Source organism: Bacillus aerius, from assembly GCF_029894105.1.
GTDB classification, from domain to species: Bacteria; Bacillota; Bacilli; order Bacillales; family Bacillaceae; genus Bacillus; species Bacillus altitudinis.
The window spans coordinates 3464864-3487230 of the sequence record NZ_JARYHO010000001.1 but is presented as its reverse complement, the minus strand read 5'-3'; the positions used below and the strand labels follow the sequence as shown (position 1 = coordinate 3487230).

Genomic DNA, 22367 nt, shown 5'->3' with positions numbered 1-22367 from the left:
TAAGTCATTGAATTTTCCCCTTAAAATCTGTAAAATAATCTTTTTAAAGGACTTATGATCGGTTGTCATGATAGAGTAGAAAGGGATTTTTTCCTATTATTAGGATGAAAAGTATTTCATTTTTTGAAATTAGAATGGAACCTTTCAGGTGTCACTTCCGTCATATTTAAGGTGAGTTGCTTTTGTGAAAATTTCAATCTAATATAAATAAGGGCTTTTATGTTTTGTAATAAGGGTGGTTAGTTCATGAACAAGCAGAATACATCTCCTTACTATCAAGGAGATTTGATTTTTATATTTTTAGCCTTCTTTGCCATCAGTGTCATCGCTATTTATGCTGCGGGACAGTTTGGGCAATATGGATCTAATGCATGGACCAGACAGATCATTTACTACATGGTCGGGGTCATCTGTATTGTGGCTATTAATTACTTCGATCTGGAACAATTAGAAAAGTTAAGCTTATATATTTTTATAGGCGGCATTATGCTCTTAATTCTTTTAAAAATTGCTCCTGCACAAATAGCAGGTCATGATTTTGCACCAATTAAAAATGGTGCAAAAAGTTGGTTTGTGTTACCGGGAATTGGAACATTTCAGCCTTCAGAGTTCATGAAAATTGGTTTGATTATGATGCTCGCCTCTGTCATTGGGAAGGCAACCCCAAGAGGAAAACGAACATTAGAAGATGATATTTTCCTACTATTAAAAATTGCTGGCGTGGCTGCTGTACCAGTCGGACTCATCTTTTTGCAAGATGCAGGTACGGCTGCGGTATGTATGTTTATTGTCGTTGTCATGGTCTTTTTATCAGGGGTCAACTGGAAATTGATCTCTCTCATCGGTTCAGTGGTTGTGCTTTTAGTTGCCGCTGTGTTAGCCGTGATTATTCTATTCCCTGATTTCGCACAAAAGATCGGGATTCAGCAGTATCAGATCAACCGGATTACCGCTTGGCTGCCTGATAGTTCTTCGACAGCCAACCAAGCCCAGACACAGGATGCATCTGGATCGGATAAATATCAAGTCGAGCAAGCCATTATGGCAATTGGGGCAGGACAAATTTTCGGGAACGGTGTTAAGAACTTAAAAGTATATGTTCCAGAAGCTCAGACAGATATGATTTTCTCTATCATAGGGGAAGCTTTTGGTTTTGTAGGCTGCGCATTTGTGGTCATCATGTTCTTCTTCCTGATTTATCGGCTTGTTGTGCTGATTGACCGTATCCATCCTTATAGCCGGTTTGCGTCATTTTTCTGTGTAGGATATACAGCATTGATTGTCATCCATACATTCCAGAACATTGGTATGAACATAGGCGTCATGCCTGTAACGGGGATACCGCTCTTATTCATCAGCTTCGGGGGAAGCTCTGTTTTATCTGTTCTTATTGGATTTGGTATCGCCTATAATGCAAGTGTTCAATTAACGAAATATCAAAGTTATTTATTTAAATAAAACGGGTAAAGGGCAGTCTAAGCGTAGGCTGCCTTTTTGGCGTGAGTTCTAACTTTTGAAAAGTAATATTCAATTGACTTATGATAGTAGGAGTGAAGGAGGTCTTCGAATTGAATAAAACGATAGAAACCATTTTAAATCATCGGTCCATCCGTTCGTTTACAGATGAGCGTCTGACAGAGGAAGAAGTGCTGACACTTATCAAAAGTGCACAGGCTGCTTCGACATCAAGCTATGTACAGGCGTATAGTATCATTGGTGTAACAGATCAGGAGAAGAAGGCGAAGCTTGCTGAACTGGCTGGAAATCAGCCATACGTTGAGAAGAATGGTCATTTTTTTGTTTTCTGTGCAGACTTGAAACGCCACGACTATATCGCAAAAAAAGCAGGAAAGAACCATCAAGAAGCGCTTGAGAATACTGAAGCCTTTCTTATTAGTGTGATTGATGCGGCGCTCGCTGCGCAAAATGTCAGTGTCGCCGCAGAATCTATGGGACTTGGCATCTGCTATATCGGCGGACTGCGTAATCAGCTGAAGGAAGTATCCGAACTACTTGAAACACCTTCCTATGTGCTGCCGCTATTCGGATTGGCTGTAGGACATCCTGCCAATCCATCATCTCACAAGGAACGGCTGCCCGTTGAGCTAATCTACCATGAAAACACATATCAGCAAGACGAAGCTCATGTGGATCGTTATTTAAAAGAATACGATGATCGTATTTCATCATATTATGAAGAACGAACAAACGGTGAGAGAAAAGATACATGGTCTGAGCAAATGCTTCGAGGCTTTAGCCAGCCAAAACGTGCTTTCCTCGGAGATTTTGTGAAAGAGAAGGGCTTTAATCGAAAATAAATCAGGAAATCCCCCTTTCGAGTGAGAGAGGGGGATTTGTGTAAGAGGTGCGACATCATGAAATTAAGTATACTGGATCAATCTCCTTTGATTGGAGATGCGACGCCTGCTGAGGCACTGAAGCAAACAGTCGAGCTGGCGAAGCAGGCAGAGAAATGGGGCTATCATCGTTTTTGGGTGTCAGAGCATCACTTTTCAAACCGGCTCGCAGGATCGAGTCCAGAGGTGCTTCTCGGTCATTTATCAGCTGTGACGTCACATATCCGTATTGGTTCAGGCGGCGTCATGCTGCCCCACTACAGTGCCTATAAAGTAGCAGAGAACTTCAGAGTGCTCGAAGCCTTGGCTCCGGGCAGAATTGATCTTGGCATTGGACGTGCTCCTGGAGGTATGCCGATCTCCTCCATTGCCCTTCATCATGGAGAACGGATGCGACTTGGTGATCAATACCCTGAGCAGGTAGAAGAATTAAGGGTGTATTTACATGATTTAGCCGATGAATTTTATCCGCTGCCTCACCTGACTGCTTCTCCGAAAGTAGATACTGCCCCAGAGGTATGGATGTTAGGTTCTTCTGGAGGAAGTGCACGGCTTGCCGCAAAAGCTGGAGCAGGCTATACGTTTGCTCTTTTCATTAATGGAGAAGGCGGAGAAGACTCTGTGTCGCAGTATATCAGCCGATTTGAACCTTCAGAATTTGGTGATGAGCCGCGTGTCAGTCTTGCGGTCTTCGTTTTATGTGCAGAAACAGAGGAACAGGCAGAAAAATTGGCTGTTAGCTTAGATTTATCATTATTAGCTAACGAACAAGGACAGGACCTTGGCGGCTTTCCTTCATTTGAACAGGCAAAGGCCTATTCCTACAGTCCATATGAACAAAAACGAATAGCAGCCAATCGACAGAGAATGGTTGTTGGCACGCCGTCCTCTGTGAAGCAGCAGCTGACAGCACTCGCAAAGGCGTATCGTACAGATGAAGTGATTGCTGTGACCATCACACATCACATACAAGACCGTCTCACATCGTATCGTTTATTAAAAGAAGCTTTTGATGCATAACGTATGTCATTTTACCATTTGCGCAGCCAATAAAAGGGATAGAGGAGCATCATGGTGAGAATAAAGGCAGCTGTCACCGCCAAGCTAAGCGGATAAATGCAGGTGGTATAGACAGTCAGTTCACATGCTTGATGAAAAGGACGAGGCTGTTTTGCATGTAAAAAGGTAAAAAAATAAACCAAGGTGATCGTGAGAAAAAAAGCCGTCATAAAAGAAACGATCCATAGCCATATCAACATGAATTTCTCTTTCCTCCATACATGATAGAAAAGCCTTGTTGAGCTGATGGGCTCATACAAGGCTTTTTATGTGATTCTTGTTTATTCAGGATAAATATCGAATGGTTCTTTCGTTTGAACCGTATCTGATTTACCTTTCAGGCTCGCATACGCAAGCATTGTATACTCACCTGCTTCTAACTTCTGTCCTTTATTGATCGTGCCATTCCATTTCACACGATGCTCTCCTTTATCAACATGTTGATAAACTCCTGCTTCACCTAAATACTCTCCATCTGTCGAGTAGACGAGGAATGCAAGGTTCTCAGCACCGCCTGGGAGATAGCTGCTAATAACATAGCTTCCAGCACGGTTATCCGGCTCTACAGAAACCGAAGTGACGCGCGGGTAATCAGGCTCTTTTACAATCAATAAAGTAGGGATTTCAGTGACCTTTCTGCCATTTTCGCGAATGGTGATACTGCCTTGGTACGTTCCTTTTTTCGTTTTCCCATAATTCACTTGTACTGCGGAAGTAAAGGACCCTGTGGAATTCCCTTTCACTGTGATTTTTTTCGTGCCGTTTGTGCTAATGCCGTTGCCATCGAACTTGTAATCAATGGTATAGGTTTTCGGTGCTTTTGACAGGTTTTCTACCTTGAACTTCTTCGTTTTGATTTGAACGCCCTTTTCTTTTAAGAAAGTGCCGTACGAATAGCTTGCATCAGACACAATAGAAGACGCTTGAAGTGATTCGATGATTCGAACGCTGCCTGTGCCCTGCGTATTGTGAGGGAACGGGTTACCATTTGGGTCATACAATGTTTCTGCTGTATTCATCATTAACGCTTTAATTTGTTCTGTAGAATAGGATGGTTTTGCTTGTTTAATAATCGCTGCTACTCCGGCTACATGAGGAGATGCCATGCTTGTTCCTTGCTTCGATCCATAGCCGTATGGCTGAGAAGGATCGTGTGTCGGAATGGTGCTGACAATACTCACGCCAGGTGCTGAAAGATCTGGTTTGATCATCCACGTATCGACAACAGGTCCACGAGATGAGAAGTCAGCGACTTGTTCACTTAACTCTTTCACAAATTGAATCGAGAAAGTCGTTGTATTGTTACCAGCCTCAATGGCTTTAACAAGTGCTGTTCCTTCCGCTTTTGACAGCTTAATCGTCGGAAGGGCTAGACCTGGTACATCCACAGGGATTTCTCCATCGGTATTGTTGTACATGACAACGCCGATCGCACCAGCAGCTTTCGCATTGTCCACTTTATCAACAAAGGCAATGGCTCCACGTTCAATCACTGCCACCTTTCCTTTGACATCGATGTTTTCAAAAGCTTTTTCGTCACCGATGCCTGCTTGGACGAGTGTGACTTGTTTTTGGTCAAGTGCTTTTAAATCATTTTCTTGATAGTAGCCCATCGCTTTTGCTGTTGAATAGTTCGGGAATTTCACGTTGTATAGACTGTACGGAAGCTGAGTGGCTCCGACAGAAATAGCATCTCTTGATGTCCCAGGAGATCCAACGGTCCAGCTGTTTGGCCCGCTGTTTCCATTTGATGTCACAGCGACAACCCCTTCAGACATGGCCCAATCCAGTGCGATGCTTGTTGCATAATCAGGGTTATTCACACTGTTTCCAAGAGAGAGGTTCATGACATCGGCTCCGTCAGTGACAGCCCGATCGATGCCTGCAAGGACATTTTCAGTTGTTCCTGATCCACCTGGTCCAAGGACACGATAGGCGAGAAGGGTAGCATCTTTTGCGACACCTTTAATTTGTCCATTTGCCGCAATTGTTCCTGCGACGTGTGTACCATGATCTGTCGATTCGCCTCTAGGATCTCCTTTTGGTGTTTCTTGTGGAGAATAGTCATTATCAACAAAGTCATAGCCTTTGTATAATCCGAAGTTTCCTTTTAAATCAGGGTGGGTATAGTCTACGCCAGTATCAATGACAGCGACTTTTACTCCTTTTCCAGAGTAGCCGGCATCCCAAGCTTTTGGGGCACCGATAAATGGAGCACTTTTATCCATGAGTGGAGAGACATCCTCATGAGGAAGCTGGACGCTTTTCTTTTTCACTTCATCTGTTTGATATGTAACATCCGGATAAACGGCTTTTACTCCGTCAACTGCGAGCAGTTTCGGGATTTCGTTTGCAGGAAGTTTCATAGAGAAACCAGAGAAGACTTTTTCATATTCTTGACGAACACTCGCTTTATCTAACTTTTTGAGTGCTGCATTCTTTACTTTAGTTCGAGATTTTTTGAGGGAGGCCTTTGTTTGTGCTTCGCCTTCTTGTTTGGCTTCAACTAAGGATTTTTCCTTTAATTCAACAATGACAGTGGTGTGTTTTCTAGACTTAACATTGATTTCGCCGAAGATTTCTGCTTTTTCCAGTTCCACCTGTTTGTTCGATGGAGCGGCTGCAGCCTGACCTGAAAAGAATGTGGATAAGGTAAAAATAGTGGAGAACAATAGAACAGAAGAACGAGAGATTACTTTTTTCAATTAATTTTCCCCTTTCTAGCTGTGTATTTAGGGAGATAGCCTTTCTTTTTGTGGATAAATAGGAAAGATTCACTGCCCGTTATTAAGTATTCCATACGATGAAACCAATTCCTTTACTAAAATGGTCTTATTTTACATAGTCATAAAGAACTATTTTGTTTATAAAGTCACACTTATGCACAATAATCTGTTGATAACTCAATTATTCAGATATATATATGGAAAATAAAAAAATCCCATACACAAAATCTAGTAAGAGGGTGTTGATATGTGGATAAATCCTGTTGATAAGATGTGCTTATCTTTGGGATAGTGTGTGTATAAAATTTTCATAGAAACATTGTGGAACATGATCATCTTCTGCACTTTTCAACAAAACTTCTGAAAACTAGTTCGTTTTTTCACCCAGATTGTGACAAACCTCTCTTTTTTCTCGGGATATGATAGGAACAGTTAATTTGCTAGAACTGCTAGATTCTAAGGAAATCGGAGGGATGTTCAGTGAAGAAATGGAAGAACTGGTTGAGTGTATGGTTTGGTTTTGTGATGAATGTGCTTGTGAATCCTGGTGAGCTGCTGAAGAAGCAAGAGGTGAAAGTGGCAGCAGTGGATGGAGGATTCTTTCTTGCGGTGAATGAGAGAAAGCTAGAGAAACTGGCAGATGAAAAGAAGAAGAAGCGCAGGACAGAAAAGCCGTTTCAAGAAAGTCTGATGATGCTTTATGAAAAGACAACGAGAGAGGCGCGTGCCGGTCCGTTCTTATCTTTACAGAAAAGTTGAAACAGGGTAAAATCCCACATAAGACACGTTATCTGTGGGAGAGGATGCCCCTTGAAGATATATAAAATATTGAATAACAATGCAGTGGTTGTAAAGGAGGGTGATCAGGAGAAAATTGTGATGGGGCCCGGAATTGCTTTTCAGAAGGGGAAAAATGACGTCGTTCCCGTTCAAAAAATAGAGAAGATTTTTGTTGTGCGTGAAGAAAATGAGAAGTTTAAACAAATTCTTGCGACATTGCCAGAAGCGCATATTGAGGTGGCAGAGCATATTATTAGTTATGCAGAGGGTGAACTCATGATGCCGCTCAGTGATCATATCCACATTTCACTGACAGATCATTTATCCTTTGCCATTGAACGCGTTCAAAAAGGCATTGTGCTATATAATAAATTGCTTGGTGAGATCAAAGTCTTATATAAGCAGGAATATGATATTGGAAAGTATGCCATTCGTTATGTAAAGGAGCGGCTTGGGGTTGACCTGCCGGACGATGAGGCAGGGTATGTGGCACTTCATATTCATACGGCCAAAATGAATACGGAGTCCATGAAGAAGACGGTCAAATACACAACGATGATCAAAGAAATGATCGAGCATATCGAAAGCGTTTTTGAGCGCTCGATTGATGAGGATAGTATTTCATATCAGCGGCTTGTGACACATTTGAGGTATGCATTAGGCAGGTTGGAATCGAATGAAGCATTTCAAATCATGGACGATGACATGCTGACTTTTATCCAAACAAAGTATGATTCGGCTTACCGGTGTGCACTTGGACTGGCTGATTTGCTGAAAAAAGAATATGGACTTCATCTCCCTGAATCGGAGATCGGCTACATCACGCTGCATGTCCAGCGTCTGCAGGATGCCGAATTGGTGTAAAGGTTGTGCCTGTCCGCAGGCTTTTTTTTATGCACACTACTCTAATTAGTGTATATGGGTCATTTGATTCGAAAAAATAGGTTGACGCAGGTCGCGCTCTTATACTATGATGAAAGCGTAATCAAAAACCAATATCGTGGGATTGTGACTGTCAGGCAGGCAAGACCTAAAATTTGCGTAACGAGGGGACGTGTATGTCCTTTAATCGTTAGTGAATTTTAGGTCTTTTTTGTTTTAAAAAAAGGGGGAGACAACATGGATTATCAAAAAACAGCCAAAGAATTAACAACATTATTAGGCGGCAAAGAAAATGTCATCAGCGCAACGCATTGTGCCACACGACTCCGATTGGTGATGAAAGATGAGGCGTTGATTGACAAAGGTGCCATTGAAGAACTTGAGGGGGTGAAGGGTGCCTTCTCAAGCTCGGGTCAATTCCAGATCATATTTGGAACAGGTTCTGTCAACAAAGTATATGAGCCTTTTGCTCGTGAGACGGGTCTTGAGGCAGACGACGAGAATCAAAAACCTGCCAGCCATGATGAAGCCGTGAAGCAAAAAATGAATCCACTTGCACGTTTTGCTAAGACGCTATCGAATATTTTTGTACCAATCATTCCAGCGATTGTAGCAAGCGGTTTATTAATGGGCCTATTAGGTATGATGAAAGCCTTCAAATGGGCTGATCCAAGCTCTGCCATCTTCCAAATGCTAGATATGTTCTCAAGTGCTGCCTTTATCATTTTACCGATTTTAATTGGGGTTAGTGCAGCCAAAGAGTTTGGTGGAAATCCATATTTAGGAGCTGTCATTGGGGGCATTATGATTCACCCGAGCTTGCTGAATCCATGGGGACTGACAGACGCAAAACCAGAATATATGCATCTATTCAACTTTGATATTGCTCTTCTTGGTTACCAAGGAACGGTCATTCCCGTGTTATTGACTGTGTATATCATGTGCGTGATTGAAAAGAATTTAAGAAAAGTGGTGCCGAACAGTATTGATTTACTTGTGACGCCGTTTGTGACGGTGATTGTGACTGGATTTGTGACGTTTATTGCTGTAGGACCTCTAGGGAGAATGCTTGGTACAGGAATCTCAAATGCACTCACTTATGTTTATGACCATGCAGGATTCTTAGCTGGACTTATTTTTGGAGGCGCTTATTCTTTAATTGTACTGACAGGTGTTCATCACAGCTTCCATGCGATTGAGGCAGGACTTCTAAATGATATTGGACGGAATTATTTGCTGCCGATCTGGGCCATGTCTAACGTCGCTCAAGGCGGAGCAGGGCTAGCGGTCTTTTTCTTAGCAAAGCGTGCAAAAACGAAAGAAATTGCTTTACCAGCAGCATTTTCTGCTTTCTTAGGTATTACTGAGCCGGTCATATTCGGTGTGAATCTTCGTTATCGTAAGCCATTTATTGCTGCAATGATCGGAGGTGCATTAGGCGGGGCGTTTGTCGTCTTCATGAAGGTAGCCGCCAACGCTTATGGTTTAACAGGGATTCCGATGATTGCAATTGCAGCTCCATTTGGTTTACAAAATGTGGTAAATTATGTTATTGGTATGTTAATAGCTGTTGCTGTTTCATTTATTCTTACCATCATCTTTAAAATCAAAGAAGTCGAAAAATAATCAAGGAGTGGTCACAGTGATGACAACAACGGACGCAGCACTTCGTCAAAAGGTAACAGATCGTATTCGAAACTATGAGCATTTGGTGAAAAAAGATGTGTACCGTCAGAACTTCCATTTAATGCCGCCAGTCGGTCTTTTAAATGACCCGAATGGATTGATTCAGTGGAAGGGAGTCTACCATGTGTTTTATCAGTGGCAGCCATTTAAAACAGGACATGGGGCAAAATTTTGGGGTCACTACACATCAACCGATCTAGTGAATTGGCAGCATGAAGAGGCTGCCCTCACGCCAAGTGATTGGTTTGATCAAAATGGCTGTTATTCTGGCAGTGCAGTCATTGACGATGGTCGTATGTACGTGATGTATACCGGAAATGTCCGTGATGAGCAAGGGAACCGTGAGACATATCAATGTTTAGCTGTGTCAGAGGATGGGGTTCATTTTGAGAAAAAAGGTGTCGTGGCGACTTTGCCAGCGGGATTCACTGCACATTTTCGTGACCCGAAGGTGTGGAAGCGGAATGGAAAGTGGTACATGGTCCTTGGAGCACAAAGTGAAGATCTCAAAGGACATCTTGTCTTATTCACATCTGATACATTAGACAATTGGACGTTTCAAGGCATTATTGCAGGCAGTGGAAAGAATGGATTAGATCATTTCGGATACATGTGGGAATGTCCAGATCTGTTTGAGTTAGACGGTCAGGATGTATTGATCGTGTCACCACAGGGGCTGAAGCCTGATGGATTCAAATACAACAATACACATCAATCTGGTTATTTTGTTGGTACATTGGATGATCGTACCTACCAATATACGCATGGAGCGTTTGAAGAGCTGGATCGTGGCTTTGACTTTTATGCACAGCAGACTTTCCAAGATGAATCGGGCAGACGCATTTTAATGGGATGGATGGGTGTACCAGATCAAGGGGAAGAGCATCACCCAACTGTCTCTTATCAATGGATCCATTGTTTGACGATTCCGAGAGAGCTTCGTTTAGATGATGAAGGGCGTCTTATTCAACAGCCGGTAAGTGAACTTCGATCTATGCGGACAAATGAGCAGGAGCATGTTTTTCACGTTAAACGATCTGTTCACTCCATTCCTGTTGAAGATTTGACGAGCGCAGAGGTATTCATTGATCAAATTGAAACACAAAAAGGATTTGAATGCTGTATACGTGCTGCTGCTCGTATCATTTATGATAAAGATGAAGGCAAACTAACGTTAGAGCGAGATCGATTTGAAGATCGAACAAAGGAAGTTCGTGAAGTAGAAATTGAGGAATTACAGGATCTGCATATCTTTATTGATGCATCATCGATTGAGATTTTTGTCAATGGAGGCCGGGAAGTATTTACTGCACGTTACTTTCCTTCCCCGGGAAATAAATCAATCTCCATCAGTGGTAGAAATGAAACGAAGCTTAAATTGAAGACGTGGCATTTGCAAAAAGAAGCAGATCATTGATCTGCTTTTTCTAGTGAGATCAGCCTGTATCTTAAAGCCTATATCATGTATATACAAGGTTGGCCTGAAGCGGTTTGATGACGTTTTACATATATGATAACAGGTTCGATTATGGTATCATTTTAAAATATATACAGCTGAGGCTGACGTTTATCCAAATGCGGTAGGACAAAAAGGGGTTGTTTACTTGAATTCAAAACAGCAGCCGACAACTAGAAAACGCTTGGAGACAATGGCAGATCATGTTGAAGATAAACGTGAAGAATATAAAGAATTGCTGATTCAAGTCCAATCTATTCTCGGTGAACCTTCTCTAGAGCAGGAAGAATTAAAAGAGAAGCTGTCAGATACGTATAAACAAATGAAAGAATATGCCTTATTTGTTGAATCCATTGAAGCCTTTATTCGAAAAATGGCGAAAGAATCTGATCAGCAAAAGTAGGTAAAAAAAGTATGGTGAAAGAGTGTACCTGGGAGCGGGTATGCTTTTTTTATTTTAGTCAGATCATTCAGAAAAATTAAATGAAAGCGTTGACATTTCTTTTGTCATGATACAAAATAAATAAAAATTCATCTGAGCATATACAGGAGGAACGATATGAACCATGCAACCAAGAAATGTCTGCTCACCTTTATCATTGTGCTATTTTCTATGAGTTTTCTTCATCCCTCCGTTTCATCTGCCCGAACGCAACACACATCATTTTTTACACCTACTGCCTCCGTACCATCTGGTCAATATTATCGCTCACAAGAGGTGGCACTCCATTCTCAGGTGCCAAAAGCTTCTCTTTATTACACAACAGATGGCAGCCAGCCGACAACTCAAAGTCAGCGATATACAAAGCCTATTCAAATTGATACCGATACGACTTTAAAAGTAAGCGTTTACAAAAATAGGCATCGCCTTGCTACGTCTACGTATAATTATCGTTTTGTCACACGAGAGGACATTGCCTCATCTTTTTTATCTTTTGAATATCAAGGAATGCCTTATCGGTTATACATTCCGAAAAATCATAAGAGGGGTAAAGCTTATCCTCTCGTCCTGTTCTGTTCTTACATGGAGGAGGGGAGCGGGGGACTGATAATCAAAAGCAGTTACTTGCAAATGATGGTGCAGTTTTATGGGCTTCTCCTGAAGTTCAAAAGAAACATCCTGCATACGTACTAGCACCTCAGGCTCGAAATGCTGTGGATGGGGGTTTTGCTTTAACAAGAAATGCGCAAAATGAAATCGACCTGACAAATGTGTTTCAATTTTCACCAGATTTACACAAAGCGTATGATGTGCTTCAGCATGTGTTAACTTCTTATAAGATTGATCAGAAAAGGATTTATGCGACTGGTTTATCTCAAGGCGGATTTGGCTCGTATCAGTTGAACATCACATATCCTCGTTTGTTTGCAGCGATGATTCCTATTGCGGGGGGTGCAGATCCAAGTAAGGCAGGAATTTTAGCGAACAAGCCAATATGGGCATTTCATGCAGAGGATGATTCCATTATTCCTATCAGTTATGCGAGAAATACAATTCAAGCTATTCAAACAGCTGGTGGAAGACCGATTTATACCGAGTATGCAAGCAAGTATGGGTATGATCATGCATCATGGACGCCTGCTTATGAGACGCCAGGCTTAACAGATTGGTTATTTGCACAGAGACTCAGCTTACGATAAACAAAAAAACCGATTCACCCAAGCGGCGGATCGGTTTTTATTGTTTTATTTGTCCAAACGATGTGCGGAATGTTTCGTTGGTCCGATGTATTCGTTTAGTTGGAACGAGCCTTTAATGGCAGCTGTGATGAATTCTTTTGCTGCATAAATGGCTTCTTTCACGTCTGAGCCGTTGGCTAGTTCAGCTGTGACTGCGGCTGAGAATGTGCAGCCTGCGCCGTGTGTGTATTCTGTGTCGATCTTATCTGTTTCAAGGCGTTCGAAGGTTTGTCCATCAAAAAGCAAGTCAATCGCTTTATCTGGGCTTAGCTTACCGCCGCCAGTGATGACCACATACTTTGCACCAAGTTCATGGATGCGTTTTGCGGCTTCTTCCATTTGTTCCATCGTTTTGATCTCGCCAATGCCGCTTAATTGACCTGCTTCGAAAAGGTTAGGTGTGATCACTGTTGCCAGTGGTGTGAGCTTTTTGCGCAATGCTTCAGCGTGCTCTGGATAAAGGACTTCGTTCGCACCTTTACATACCATAACAGGATCAATGACGACATTTTTCAGCTCATATGTTTTGATCGTTTCAGCTGCGAGTTCAATGACGTCAACTGTTGGCAGCATACCTGTTTTTAACGCATCTACACCGATGCCTTCCACGATCGTCGAGAGCTGCGCGCGGATTGTTGATGTATCGATTGGAAACACTTGATGATCCCAGTTGTTATGAGGATCCATTGCAACGACAACGGTTAAAGCTGTCATCCCATAGACGTTTTTTTCTTGAAACGTTTTTAAATCTGCTTGGATACCTGCACCGCCGCTTGAATCCGAACCTGCGATGGTGAGTGCTTTATTCATAGACATAGTTGCTGAACCTCCAATGTGATGTGTAACAGTTACTGTTCTACCCCTTATTATAATCAGCTTTTCCATTTATCACAATGAAACGGCATAAAAAAGCGTTCCACTCTTCATGGAACGCCTCATTCTTTATCTTTTACAAATCACCAATTTTCCTTTTTTCAGCTCCTCTAAAAGCGTTAAGGCTAATTCTTGATCGGCGCCGGTCGACATCATTTTGGCCATCAGTTCATCATCCCTGGTGCGAATGACATTGGCGATCTGATCTAAAATCCCTTGATCGACAGCTGTCATGCTCTTTGCTTCCGTATACTCAGTAACGGTATCAGAGCGTTCGGGGTCATACGCAAAAACAAACACATCGTCCTTTGCTGACTGTATCTGTTCGATCGTCTGTTTGGCTTCTTTACTATTCTCAACTGTGAAAAATTCCATCATCATCACTCCTTTTCATCAAAAATTCCCATTTTCTCGATCAATCAAACCGTCTTTTATATCATGAGAAGAAAGCCGATTTATGTTTTAATGAAAAAGACGAATCTATTAAAGGAGTTAGGCCGATATGAAGATTTCTTTATTAATTGTGACACATAACCGGCTGAGCGCATTGTGTGAACTGCTTGAATCCATCTCGAGACAAAGCGTACAGCCTTTTGAAATTGTGGTCGTAAATGATGCAGGAGAGCGAGTGGACGTGATTCAGGAACTCTATCCAGAGCTGCCAATCCGCTTGATTCATTTAGATGAGAATGTCCAGCATGTGAACGCAAGAAATGTTGGGGTGCGGGAGCTGACAGGTGACGTCATTATGCTGAGTGATGACGATGATTATTTTACACCTTGTCATATTGAACGTATGAGCAAGGCGCTGGAAGACGCTGATTTTGTCTTTTCGGATGCGGAAATTGTTTCGTTTGAAGAACGAGGTGCGACTCGTTTTCCAGTATCAAGACGTTTGTTTGCTTATACAGCGGACATTGAGGACATGCGTGTTTTTTCTACATATGTTCCTTCTGGCAGTATGTACAAACGCCGCATTCACGATGAGATTGGCTATTTTGATCCAGCGATGCATCACTATTGGGACTGGGACTTTTTCCTGCGTGTTACGCAGCATGCACGAGCCAAACGAGTGCCAGCTGCCAGTGTGATCTATGCGTTCTTTGATGGTGGGGGCAATCAGTCGAGTGATCTTGGTGAAACAAGGAAGACCTACTTAGATGACCTGAGTGAAAAGCATGGGTTGGGTGATTTGCCGACAGCGAACTTTGCTGTCCTATTAGAAGAACCAGCGATGAAAAAACGAGAATCAGAGAGTGAGATTGTATGGGATGGAAAACCGATGATCTCAAGATTGGCACAGCAGACAGAAGGAGGACAACCGCAATGAAGCCATTTTTAAATGATAGCTGGTGGGCTGTGATGAAAAGTGAATTTGAACAGCCATATTATCAGGAATTACGTGAGTGGGTAAAGGAAGAATATCGTACGCAGATCGTGTTTCCAAAGCCAGATGACATTTATCGTGCCCTCCATTTGACGTCGTATGAAGATGTGAAAGTCGTGATTTTGGGACAAGACCCTTATCATGGCCTAGGACAGGCACACGGATTAAGCTTTTCTGTTCAGCCTGGTGTCAAACATCCGCCATCTTTGAGAAATATTTTTCAGGAGCTAAAGGATGACCTCGGTTGTCCGGTCCCTAACCATGGCTCGCTTGTCAGTTGGGCAGAGCAGGGTGTCTTGCTGTTAAACACCGTGCTCACTGTAAGAAAAGGGGAAGCGAACTCGCATAAAGGCAAAGGCTGGGAACGTGTGACAGACCGCGTCATCGACGTCCTGAATGACCGAGAACAGCCAGTCGTTTTTGTGCTTTGGGGCAGACATGCGCAAAATAAAAAAGAACGAATTGATCAAAGCAAGCATTACATCATTGAGTCACCTCATCCAAGTCCTTTTTCTGCAAGAAACGGCTTTTTTGGCAGCCGTCCGTTCTCAAAAGTAAACGCCTATTTAAAGCAAATGGGGATCGATGAAATCAACTGGTGTATCAAGGACATCGAATCAAAATAGGACGAGGGAAAATCCCTTCGTCCTGTTTATTTTAAAAATTTGCGGACAATGTCGAGTCCGTTTTTCGCATTTGGATAGCGGAAAGAAAAATCAAAGCGATTGGTCTGGCGCAGGACACTTTTTTCATGTGTAAAGGTGAAAAAGCTTTCTTTTCCATGATATCGTCCGATACCACTTTCACCAACGCCTCCAAATGGTAAGTATGGAGTGGCGACATGCATCAGCGTATCATTGATGCAGCCTCCGCCAAATGAGAGGTTGTCTAGAATATAGTCCTCTGTTTCTTTATTTGTTGTAAATAAGTAAAGAGCGAGCGGCTTCGGTCTTGCCTTAATCATGTCAGCTGCCTCTTGAAGAGAGTCAAATGTGATGACAGGTAAAATAGGTCCGAAAATTTCCTCCTGCATCACAGGATCTTCCCATGTAATGTGATCTAGAATGGTCGGTGCGATTTTGAGCTCTTGTTCATTACGCTGTCCACCTGTCACAATCGTACCATTTGAGAGAAATTGTGAAAGCCGATCAAAATGACGCTGGCTGACATTTTTTCCGAAATGCGGATTTGTTTCAGGCTGGTCCCCGTAAAAATCACGGATACAGGTCGTCATTTCACGCAATAGGTTCTCTTTGATCGATTCATGAACAAGTAAATAGTCTGGTGCAATGCATGTTTGACCAGCATTCGTGAATTTACCAAAAGTAATTCGTTTCGCAGCGAGCTTGATGTCTGCATCAGGCATGACAATGCATGGACTTTTTCCGCCGAGCTCAAGTGTGACAGGTGTGAGATGTTTTGCGGCCGCTTCCATGACGACTTTGCCGACGGCTACACTTCCAGTAAAGAAAATATAATCAAAAGGCAGTTTCAGAAGCTCTGTGCTGACATCCACACCGCCTTCAACGACCGCTGCAAGATCTTTTTGAAACACGCTTTCCACAATCGTACCAATCACGTTTGAGACGTGCGGCGTTAATTCTGACGGTTTTAAAGTAACGGCATTACCGGCAGAAATGGCTCCAACTAATGGCGAAAGGGCCAATTGGAAAGGATAGTTCCAAGGGGCAATAATCAGAACACTTCCGTACGGTTCCTTCATGATCATACTTTTCGATCCGATATGGGTCAGGGGTGTTTTCGCGCGAGATGGTTTGGCCCATTTGTGAAGATGTTTGACGGTATGATTGATCTCTTCATATACCATGCCAATTTCTGTTGTATAGGCTTCCTGTTCGGATTTATGTAAATCATGGGCTAAGGCTTGTAATATGTCCTTTTCATGATGTTTAATGGCTTTTTTCAAATCGTTAAGAAGACGGATTCGATCTTGAACAGCTGGTGTTTGCACGTTTTTTTGTTTGTGAATGAGTTCAGTGAGTTTGCTCATCTTTCAGTCCTTTCAAAGACGATATTGTTTCTTTTTTATTATGTGTGAATCTTGGGTAAGGGTCAAATAAGAGGATCAGAAGCACACAGCTTTGAAAAAATGAACCCATTCGGTTTGTTCATTTGGTAAAATAATGTTGGAAAACGAATTTTTTAGATTGGAGGGTCTACCCTTGAATATTCATATATCAAGTCTGCTTCAAAAAATGGAGGAAGCCATTCAAAAAGCAAAACAAAGTGGAAATGATGAAGAGGTGAAACGTCAAGCGGCGGTCATCTCTTCACTATGTGATGTCATTCTCGACACATCATCACAGGTGCAAATGCCGCAGTCTTCGGTCATTTCACCACCTCCATCTATACAGACACCATCTGCACCGGCTGTGTCTACGGATCAAGCCATGCTAGAGAAATTGATGGGCACTAGCGGTGCAAAGAAATTTCAGCATAAAGAAGAGGGTCAACAAGAGAAAGATGGCAACGGTGACTCTATTTTTGATTTTTAATGGTCTTGTCACGACAAAGGGAAGGTGATCGGGTTGAAACTATTTTTGGGCGCCATTCAGTGGATGGCATTTTTTATCGCAGCTTCTATTGCTGTGCCGATTGCGATTGCACAAGCATTTGAATTAAATCAAGTGCAGTCGGCGGAACTGATTCAGAGTACATTCTTTTCACTTGGACTTGTGGCGATGGTGCAGTGTTTATGTGGTCATATGCTGCCGATCAATGAAAGTCCAGCAGGGCTGTGGTGGGGGGTATATACCCTTTATGCAGGCATGACAGGGACGATTTTTGCTACATATCCTGAAACCTTGCAAGCATTACAAGGGGCTTTAATTTTTAGTGCTGCGTTCTTTTTTATTTTTAGTCTCTTTAAAATCATTAATTGGCTCGCGTCTTTATTTACGCCGGTTGTCACAGGTATTTATTTGCTGCTACTTGTTGTGCAGTTAAGTCAGCCAATCATGAAAGGGCTGATGGGGATCGGCTATCGGGGAAATCAGGTAGATGGGCTTGTCTTTTGTCTATCAATCTTGATTATTGTCATCACCTTCATGATCAGCCGCTCAAAATGGCATTATTTAAGACAGTTTTCTGTGTTATTCGCACTTGCAGGCGGCTGGCTGTTATTTGCTTTACTCGGACTAGCGAAGCCTGTTCGCATTCCTGAGCAGATCATTGAGTTTCCAAAACTGTTTCCGTTTGGCATGCCAGTCTTTGACAGTGGACTGCTTGTCACGTCCTTTTTTATTACGATCTTACTCATTGTGAATATGCTGGCAAGTATTCGAATTGTGGAAAGTTCCGTGAAGGCATTTGGTGAACTGCGTGAGCGGAAACGAGCCAGACCGGCTGGTTTTGTCGCCGCATTTGGTCATTTGCTAAGCGGACTGATTGGTGCGATTGCGCCTGTCCCTATTTCAGGGGCAGCGGGTTTTATACAAACAACCAAAATTCCATCGAGAAAGCCATTTTTTATTGGCAGTCTGCTCATTGTCCTCATTAGTTTATTTCCATTATTGATGAGCTTTTTCTCTGCATTGCCTTCTCCTGTGGGGCTGGCTGTGAACTTTGTGGTGTTCTCTTCTATGATTGGGATTGCTATGTCTGAATTCGATCAGTATGAAAAAGAAGACATCCCGCGCATTCGATTTGTGCTTGGCATCGCTGTTTTAGCAGGTGTGGGCGCAATGTTTGTGCCGCAGGGGGCATTGAAAGGCATGCATCCTGTGCTGATTTCTTTATTGAGCAATGGTCTTGTGCTTGGCACACTGATTGCGATTGTGGTCGATCAAGTGCTACTGCGAAAGAAGAAGAAATCCGACAATCTTGTGTCAGCATCATAGGAAAGTTGAATGTTGGATAAGACCCGAGCTATGATAAACATAATTGATGAGATAAGGAGAATGACGAATGAAACTATTTTTCATATTAGGTGCCATTAACGCCATGCTTGCGGTTGGTCTTGGAGCCTTCGGTGCACATGGACTGGAAGGGAAAATTCCTGAAAAGTATATTGAGATATGGAATAAAGGGGTTCAATATCAGATGTTCCATGCCATTGGCCTATTTATTGTCGCTTTTCTGGCAGATAAGCTGTCAGGTGTTTCCCTAGTGCCGACCGCTGGCTGGGTGATGCTGGCAGGCATTCTTTTCTTCTCAGGAAGCCTTTATGTGCTTGCCTTGACTCAGGTGAAGATTCTAGGTGCCATTACACCAATTGGCGGAGTGGCATTTATCGCTTCTTGGATCATGCTAGTGATTGCAGCAGCAAAAAATTTATAAGAGAAAAAACCGATGCTCTCATAGGGGCATCGGTTTTTTTTCTTAACTCCAATAAGGAGAATAGTTCGGAGGTGCTTGATAATAAGGTACATAGTGGGAAGGGGGGACAGGGTGCGTTTGTGTCTCTTCCTCCCGGTGGCAGAAAGGTCCGATAAACACACCAGGTTTCACAGGCTGCGTCGCCTGCTTCCACTGCGTTTCGTTCATGCAATAAGTATGTGCCATGATGTGTGAAGGCGTGAGGGTTAGAAGGTCTGAACCTAAGATGACTTCTGGCGTCGATGCGTTGAAAATGGCTAACAAATGGGTTTTGTCCTGCAAGGCGACTTCGTAATGCCACCAGCCTTGTGGCACATTGGCTACCTGCCCGGGGGTAATGGTGTAGGTGGACAGCTTTTTTGTAAAAGGGTTCAGCATGGATACAGCAGCAGAGCCGGCGATACAATAAACAAGCTCGGCAGCATTTTGATGATAATGAGGCTCTACTACTTTGCTTTTACTCAAATATATATCCAGCAGAGATACTTGATCGAGCGAATTTAATTGTTTTTTTCCTAAAACATTAATCAGGTTGTGTTGGTCATATTTCACAAGGGGGCTTTGGTTCAGGTCAAATGAATATTTGACATTCGGCGATGTATAATCCAGCTCAACAGTCATTGATGTCACCTCTAGGCGTTTAATAAAAACTACTAGGCATCTTATGAGCCTTCCCCCGAAGGTGTGTCAAAAAACTAGACAAAAGAAAAAAGCAAGGGCGTCTGCACCTTGCTGCTGATAGGACCTTGAGGTTATCTCGGAGAATACGTAGACATCGAGTATGGATAGTCATATTGAATTTCCCCATCAAACGTAATGTAATCAAGGTAGATTGTTAACAATAAGTATCGTGTCCCAGTTTTGTTATCACTAATGATAATGTGATCACGTCCTGCGGCCTCAATGACCCCTCTAAAAATCTTAGAGTTCCATTCTTTACTTGCCTCAAACGTCATATAGATCGTGGCTACTTTGCCGCGGTTTAATCGTAAAATATTTTCAATATAGGACTGCTCAAGCGGCAGCTGACCGGTGACGTTCTGCTGATAAATCGGTCCAGAAGGAATTTGATAGGGCTGCCCGCCACTTTGCCCACCTTGGCCTCCTTGTGAAGTACCAGTAGACGGTATTGGCGAATACCCCTGCTGCATTTGACCTTGCATTTGACCCTGCGTTTGGGGAGGGACTGAATAACCCATCTGCTGCGCAGGATACGGATTTGCTCCATATTGTTGCTGGCGAAAATCTTGACCTTCGAAACCCGAACCTTGCCCAAATTGATTTTTCAATTTCATAACGTTCCTCCTCTTTCCTCATGGTGTTCTAAACAGAAGGCAGAAAAGCGCCTGTTGTTTCCATAGCATTCTTTTTCTCTTTCACACTATGAGACAGGAAGAGAGAATATGTACATTGAACGAAAAAAAGGAACTGCTTTGTGCAGTTCCTCAGTATTCAGACAAGCCCCGTATTCGTACTGCCTAGACTGCAAAGGTTTCCAACAATCTAAGGAATGCCTGTTTACATCAACCAATTCATAGCCCGCTGGACGTCATAGAGAAGGGTCATGATGAGAAAAAATAAGGCGATCGGTGTGATGGCAATGATAAAGGCCTGCCATATTCTCAGCTTCATCACAGCAACAAGGCCTAAAACAGCCATCCCAAATATCCATGCTTTGGTATACGCATCAACCAGTGGTAAAACACTGAGATAATACCAAACTTCATAGTACTGGTCTAAATAGGGTGAGATTTTCACAAATGTATACGGACCAAGCAACCCCACAGTAAAAATCCAAGTAAGAGCAAATAAGGTGGAAGGAAAAATGACCGTCAGTGTGCAAGCTTTGAGCACATCTCGATACGGCGCTTTACTGCCAAAAAACAGTCGCCCTAACCACTGTAAAATGAATGAACCGAAAAATAGAAGAAAATTGCCTACTAAAATACCAAAACCTGCTCCGTGTAACAGAATAAAAGGATATGGAATATGATTGCCCATATACTCACTAAAATACCCTTCGTACATCCAGCTAGTACCAGCGATACTTGCAAGGAGTATCATCAGCCACATGGGAATAGAGGTATGTTCATATGAGCGAATAATCGTTTTTGTCGCGACAAAAATTTTAAAGAATCGAAAAAAACCTTTTGCTTCCTCTTCTTGGGAGAGATCACTCTTCATATACTCCAATGTTTTTTACTCCTTTAATACACATAAATGATTACTTATATTACCAAAATTTTTACGTTTTTCAAAGATAGATCATGAAAAAAATCCAATTATATAAAAAATAGGTCACTCTACAGTCTCTTTAAGAGGAGACACATATGATAACCATAGTTTAAAAGAGACCGAGGTGAAAACATTGACGAAAGTAACGGTCATTATGACGAGCTACAACAAAGCGGCCTACGTTGGCAGATCAATTGAAGCGGTGCTGCAGCAGACCTTGTCAGACTTTGAACTTTTTATCATGGATGATGGATCAAACGAACAAACCCTTGCTGCTATTGAGCCTTTCCGTAAAGATCCACGCATCCATTTTATCCAAAGCGGGGTGAAAACGCTGGAGGAAAGAACGGCGAAAACACGCTATGCCGTCCTCATTAATCAAGCATTAGAACAGGCAAAGGGCGAGTATATATCCTATGCCACAGATGACAATGTCTATGCACCAGACCGTTTAGAGAAGCTCACGAATTATTTAGATGCTCGTCCAAATGAACATATTGTCTATTCTAGTTCAAAAGTTATCTATTTAAATAGCGAAAAAGAGCCAGTAAAGGAAACGATTCGACCTGCGCAAACAGTGCAGTGGAATGCACCTTGTGCTATTGATCACTGTTCAGTTGTACATCGTGCATCCATTTTAACAAAGATTCAAGCTGAGTTTGGATCCTACTGGGACGAGAGTCCGCATTTTTATCGAATAGGGGATGCGCGGTTCTTTTTTAGATTAAATCACTTTTATCCGTTCTACCCTTTTGATGAGGTATTGGATACAAACTACATCACAGAACAGTCTATTCATTATCAGTTGGCAGAAGATGAGAAAAGCGATTTTATTCAAGCACTTCCTCCGCAGTCTACCTGCAGGGAGCTCCGCCATATATTAAAACAAAGACATGGGAGGTGACCTT

23 protein-coding genes and 1 pseudogene are annotated in these 22367 nt (G+C 42.5%); 16 read left to right on the top strand and 8 right to left on the bottom strand.

All coding sequences use genetic code 11. The annotated features are described in order from the left end of the window. Positions 1-246 precede the first annotated feature (246 nt). The 3 genes from M2353_RS18105 (at position 247) to M2353_RS18095 (ending at position 3377) form a co-directional block, all read left to right on the top strand. Positions 247-1458 (top strand): FtsW/RodA/SpoVE family cell cycle protein, encoded by a 1212-nt coding sequence (locus M2353_RS18105; protein WP_008345489.1) that lies wholly within the window; start codon positions 247-249, stop codon positions 1456-1458. A 110-nt stretch (positions 1459-1568) separates the two neighbouring features. After that, positions 1569-2318 carry an oxygen-insensitive NADPH nitroreductase gene (gene nfsA / locus M2353_RS18100; protein WP_284725844.1) on the top strand — a complete coding sequence of 250 codons (750 nt, stop codon included), beginning with the start codon at positions 1569-1571 and terminating at the stop codon, positions 2316-2318. 54 nt (positions 2319-2372) lie between these two features. Continuing rightward, entirely contained in the window at positions 2373-3377 is a 1005-nt protein-coding gene (locus M2353_RS18095; protein WP_284726017.1) for an LLM class flavin-dependent oxidoreductase, read from the top strand. 11 nt (positions 3378-3388) lie between these two features. Here the strand turns inward: M2353_RS18095 and M2353_RS18090 are convergent, their stop codons facing one another. Beyond that, positions 3389-3616, bottom strand: a complete 228-nt coding sequence (locus M2353_RS18090; RefSeq protein WP_024719490.1) for a hypothetical protein — start codon at positions 3614-3616, stop codon at positions 3389-3391. Between the two features lie 81 nt (positions 3617-3697). Then, on the bottom strand, positions 3698-6121 hold the full coding sequence (locus M2353_RS18085; protein ID WP_284725843.1) for a S8 family serine peptidase: 2424 nt from the start codon (positions 6119-6121) through the stop codon (positions 3698-3700). Positions 6122-6622: 501 nt separating this feature from the next. Here M2353_RS18085 and M2353_RS18080 point away from each other — a divergent pair. The 7 genes and pseudogenes from M2353_RS18080 (at position 6623) to M2353_RS18050 (ending at position 12587) form a co-directional block, all read left to right on the top strand. Next, on the top strand, positions 6623-6901 hold the full coding sequence (locus tag M2353_RS18080) for a hypothetical protein (protein WP_284725842.1): 279 nt from the start codon (positions 6623-6625) through the stop codon (positions 6899-6901). A 51-nt stretch (positions 6902-6952) separates the two neighbouring features. After that, complete coding sequence (locus M2353_RS18075; protein ID WP_026050173.1) at positions 6953-7786, top strand: PRD domain-containing protein; 834 nt, start codon at positions 6953-6955, stop codon at positions 7784-7786. 255 nt (positions 7787-8041) lie between these two features. Then, entirely contained in the window at positions 8042-9430 is a 1389-nt protein-coding gene (locus M2353_RS18070; RefSeq protein ID WP_284725841.1) for a sucrose-specific PTS transporter subunit IIBC, read from the top strand. Positions 9431-9449: 19 nt separating this feature from the next. Further along, on the top strand, positions 9450-10907 hold the full coding sequence (locus tag M2353_RS18065; RefSeq protein WP_284725840.1) for a sucrose-6-phosphate hydrolase: 1458 nt from the start codon (positions 9450-9452) through the stop codon (positions 10905-10907). Positions 10908-11094: 187 nt separating this feature from the next. Next, positions 11095-11349, top strand: a complete 255-nt coding sequence (locus M2353_RS18060) for a hypothetical protein (RefSeq protein WP_008359596.1) — start codon at positions 11095-11097, stop codon at positions 11347-11349. Between the two features lie 156 nt (positions 11350-11505). Further along, positions 11506-11748, top strand: a pseudogene (locus M2353_RS18055) (chitobiase/beta-hexosaminidase C-terminal domain-containing protein); the annotation flags it as partial. A gap of 212 nt (positions 11749-11960) precedes the next feature. Then, positions 11961-12587: a carboxylesterase family protein gene (locus tag M2353_RS18050; protein ID WP_284726016.1), complete on the top strand. Its 627-nt coding sequence runs from the start codon at positions 11961-11963 to the stop codon at positions 12585-12587. A gap of 45 nt (positions 12588-12632) precedes the next feature. On the opposite strand, the gene M2353_RS18045 is transcribed toward M2353_RS18050, so the two are convergent. Next, complete coding sequence (locus tag M2353_RS18045) at positions 12633-13442, bottom strand: bifunctional hydroxymethylpyrimidine kinase/phosphomethylpyrimidine kinase (protein ID WP_284725839.1); 810 nt, start codon at positions 13440-13442, stop codon at positions 12633-12635. Between the two features lie 126 nt (positions 13443-13568). Then, entirely contained in the window at positions 13569-13874 is a 306-nt protein-coding gene (locus M2353_RS18040) for a general stress protein (RefSeq protein WP_008343646.1), read from the bottom strand. A 127-nt stretch (positions 13875-14001) separates the two neighbouring features. Between M2353_RS18040 and M2353_RS18035 the strand changes: the two genes are divergently transcribed. Both M2353_RS18035 and M2353_RS18030 read left to right on the top strand, forming a co-directional pair. After that, positions 14002-14829 carry a glycosyltransferase family 2 protein gene (locus tag M2353_RS18035; RefSeq protein WP_045033842.1) on the top strand — a complete coding sequence of 276 codons (828 nt, stop codon included), beginning with the start codon at positions 14002-14004 and terminating at the stop codon, positions 14827-14829. Continuing rightward, a complete protein-coding gene (locus tag M2353_RS18030) occupies positions 14826-15512 on the top strand; it encodes a uracil-DNA glycosylase (RefSeq protein ID WP_284725838.1) in 687 nt (228 codons plus the stop codon). The genes M2353_RS18035 and M2353_RS18030 overlap by 4 nt, the downstream gene beginning before the upstream one ends. Positions 15513-15538: 26 nt before the next feature. Here M2353_RS18030 and M2353_RS18025 read toward each other — a convergent pair whose 3' ends face one another. Beyond that, on the bottom strand, positions 15539-16897 hold the full coding sequence (locus tag M2353_RS18025; protein ID WP_284725837.1) for an aldehyde dehydrogenase: 1359 nt from the start codon (positions 16895-16897) through the stop codon (positions 15539-15541). 172 nt (positions 16898-17069) lie between these two features. On the opposite strand from M2353_RS18025, the gene M2353_RS18020 reads away from it, so the two are divergent. The 3 genes from M2353_RS18020 to M2353_RS18010 all read left to right on the top strand — a co-directional run bounded on the left by M2353_RS18020 (position 17070) and on the right by M2353_RS18010 (position 19185). Beyond that, positions 17070-17402 carry a YwdI family protein gene (locus tag M2353_RS18020; RefSeq protein WP_008343634.1) on the top strand — a complete coding sequence of 111 codons (333 nt, stop codon included), beginning with the start codon at positions 17070-17072 and terminating at the stop codon, positions 17400-17402. A gap of 33 nt (positions 17403-17435) precedes the next feature. Next, positions 17436-18746: a purine/pyrimidine permease gene (locus M2353_RS18015; RefSeq protein WP_041507947.1), complete on the top strand. Its 1311-nt coding sequence runs from the start codon at positions 17436-17438 to the stop codon at positions 18744-18746. A gap of 67 nt (positions 18747-18813) precedes the next feature. Beyond that, entirely contained in the window at positions 18814-19185 is a 372-nt protein-coding gene (locus M2353_RS18010) for a DUF423 domain-containing protein (protein WP_003215282.1), read from the top strand. A gap of 42 nt (positions 19186-19227) precedes the next feature. Here the strand turns inward: M2353_RS18010 and M2353_RS18005 are convergent, their stop codons facing one another. The 3 genes from M2353_RS18005 to M2353_RS17995 form a co-directional block, all read right to left on the bottom strand. Next, positions 19228-19845: a cupin domain-containing protein gene (locus M2353_RS18005; protein ID WP_019743221.1), complete on the bottom strand. Its 618-nt coding sequence runs from the start codon at positions 19843-19845 to the stop codon at positions 19228-19230. Between the two features lie 131 nt (positions 19846-19976). Beyond that, the gene (gerQ, locus tag M2353_RS18000) at positions 19977-20519 is read right to left on the bottom strand and encodes a spore coat protein GerQ (protein WP_284725836.1); all 543 of its coding nucleotides are present in this window, start codon (positions 20517-20519) and stop codon (positions 19977-19979) included. A gap of 223 nt (positions 20520-20742) precedes the next feature. Beyond that, a complete protein-coding gene (locus M2353_RS17995) occupies positions 20743-21417 on the bottom strand; it encodes a YIP1 family protein (protein WP_072367312.1) in 675 nt (224 codons plus the stop codon). 175 nt (positions 21418-21592) lie between these two features. Between M2353_RS17995 and M2353_RS17990 the strand changes: the two genes are divergently transcribed. Beyond that, a complete protein-coding gene (locus M2353_RS17990; protein ID WP_039165390.1) occupies positions 21593-22363 on the top strand; it encodes a glycosyltransferase family 2 protein in 771 nt (256 codons plus the stop codon). The last annotated feature ends 4 nt before the right edge of the window (positions 22364-22367 follow it).

Excerpts from the sequence above, each read along its gene's own strand:
- M2353_RS18105 (WP_008345489.1), top strand. The coding sequence starts at position 247 with ATGAACAAGCAGAATACATCTCCTTACTATCAAGGAGATTTGATTTTT.
- M2353_RS18090 (WP_024719490.1), bottom strand. The coding sequence starts at position 3,616 with ATGTTGATATGGCTATGGATCGTTTCTTTTATGACGGCTTTTTTTCTC.
- M2353_RS18070 (WP_284725841.1), top strand. The coding sequence starts at position 8,042 with ATGGATTATCAAAAAACAGCCAAAGAATTAACAACATTATTAGGCGGC.
- M2353_RS18065 (WP_284725840.1), top strand. The coding sequence starts at position 9,450 with ATGACAACAACGGACGCAGCACTTCGTCAAAAGGTAACAGATCGTATT.
- M2353_RS18045 (WP_284725839.1), bottom strand. The coding sequence starts at position 13,442 with ATGTCTATGAATAAAGCACTCACCATCGCAGGTTCGGATTCAAGCGGC.
- M2353_RS18040 (WP_008343646.1), bottom strand. The coding sequence starts at position 13,874 with ATGGAATTTTTCACAGTTGAGAATAGTAAAGAAGCCAAACAGACGATC.
- M2353_RS18035 (WP_045033842.1), top strand. The coding sequence starts at position 14,002 with ATGAAGATTTCTTTATTAATTGTGACACATAACCGGCTGAGCGCATTG.
- M2353_RS18030 (WP_284725838.1), top strand. The coding sequence starts at position 14,826 with ATGAAGCCATTTTTAAATGATAGCTGGTGGGCTGTGATGAAAAGTGAA.
- M2353_RS18025 (WP_284725837.1), bottom strand. The coding sequence starts at position 16,897 with ATGAGCAAACTCACTGAACTCATTCACAAACAAAAAAACGTGCAAACA.
- M2353_RS18010 (WP_003215282.1), top strand. The coding sequence starts at position 18,814 with ATGAAACTATTTTTCATATTAGGTGCCATTAACGCCATGCTTGCGGTT.
- M2353_RS18005 (WP_019743221.1), bottom strand. The coding sequence starts at position 19,845 with ATGACTGTTGAGCTGGATTATACATCGCCGAATGTCAAATATTCATTT.
- gerQ (WP_284725836.1), bottom strand. The coding sequence starts at position 20,519 with ATGAAATTGAAAAATCAATTTGGGCAAGGTTCGGGTTTCGAAGGTCAA.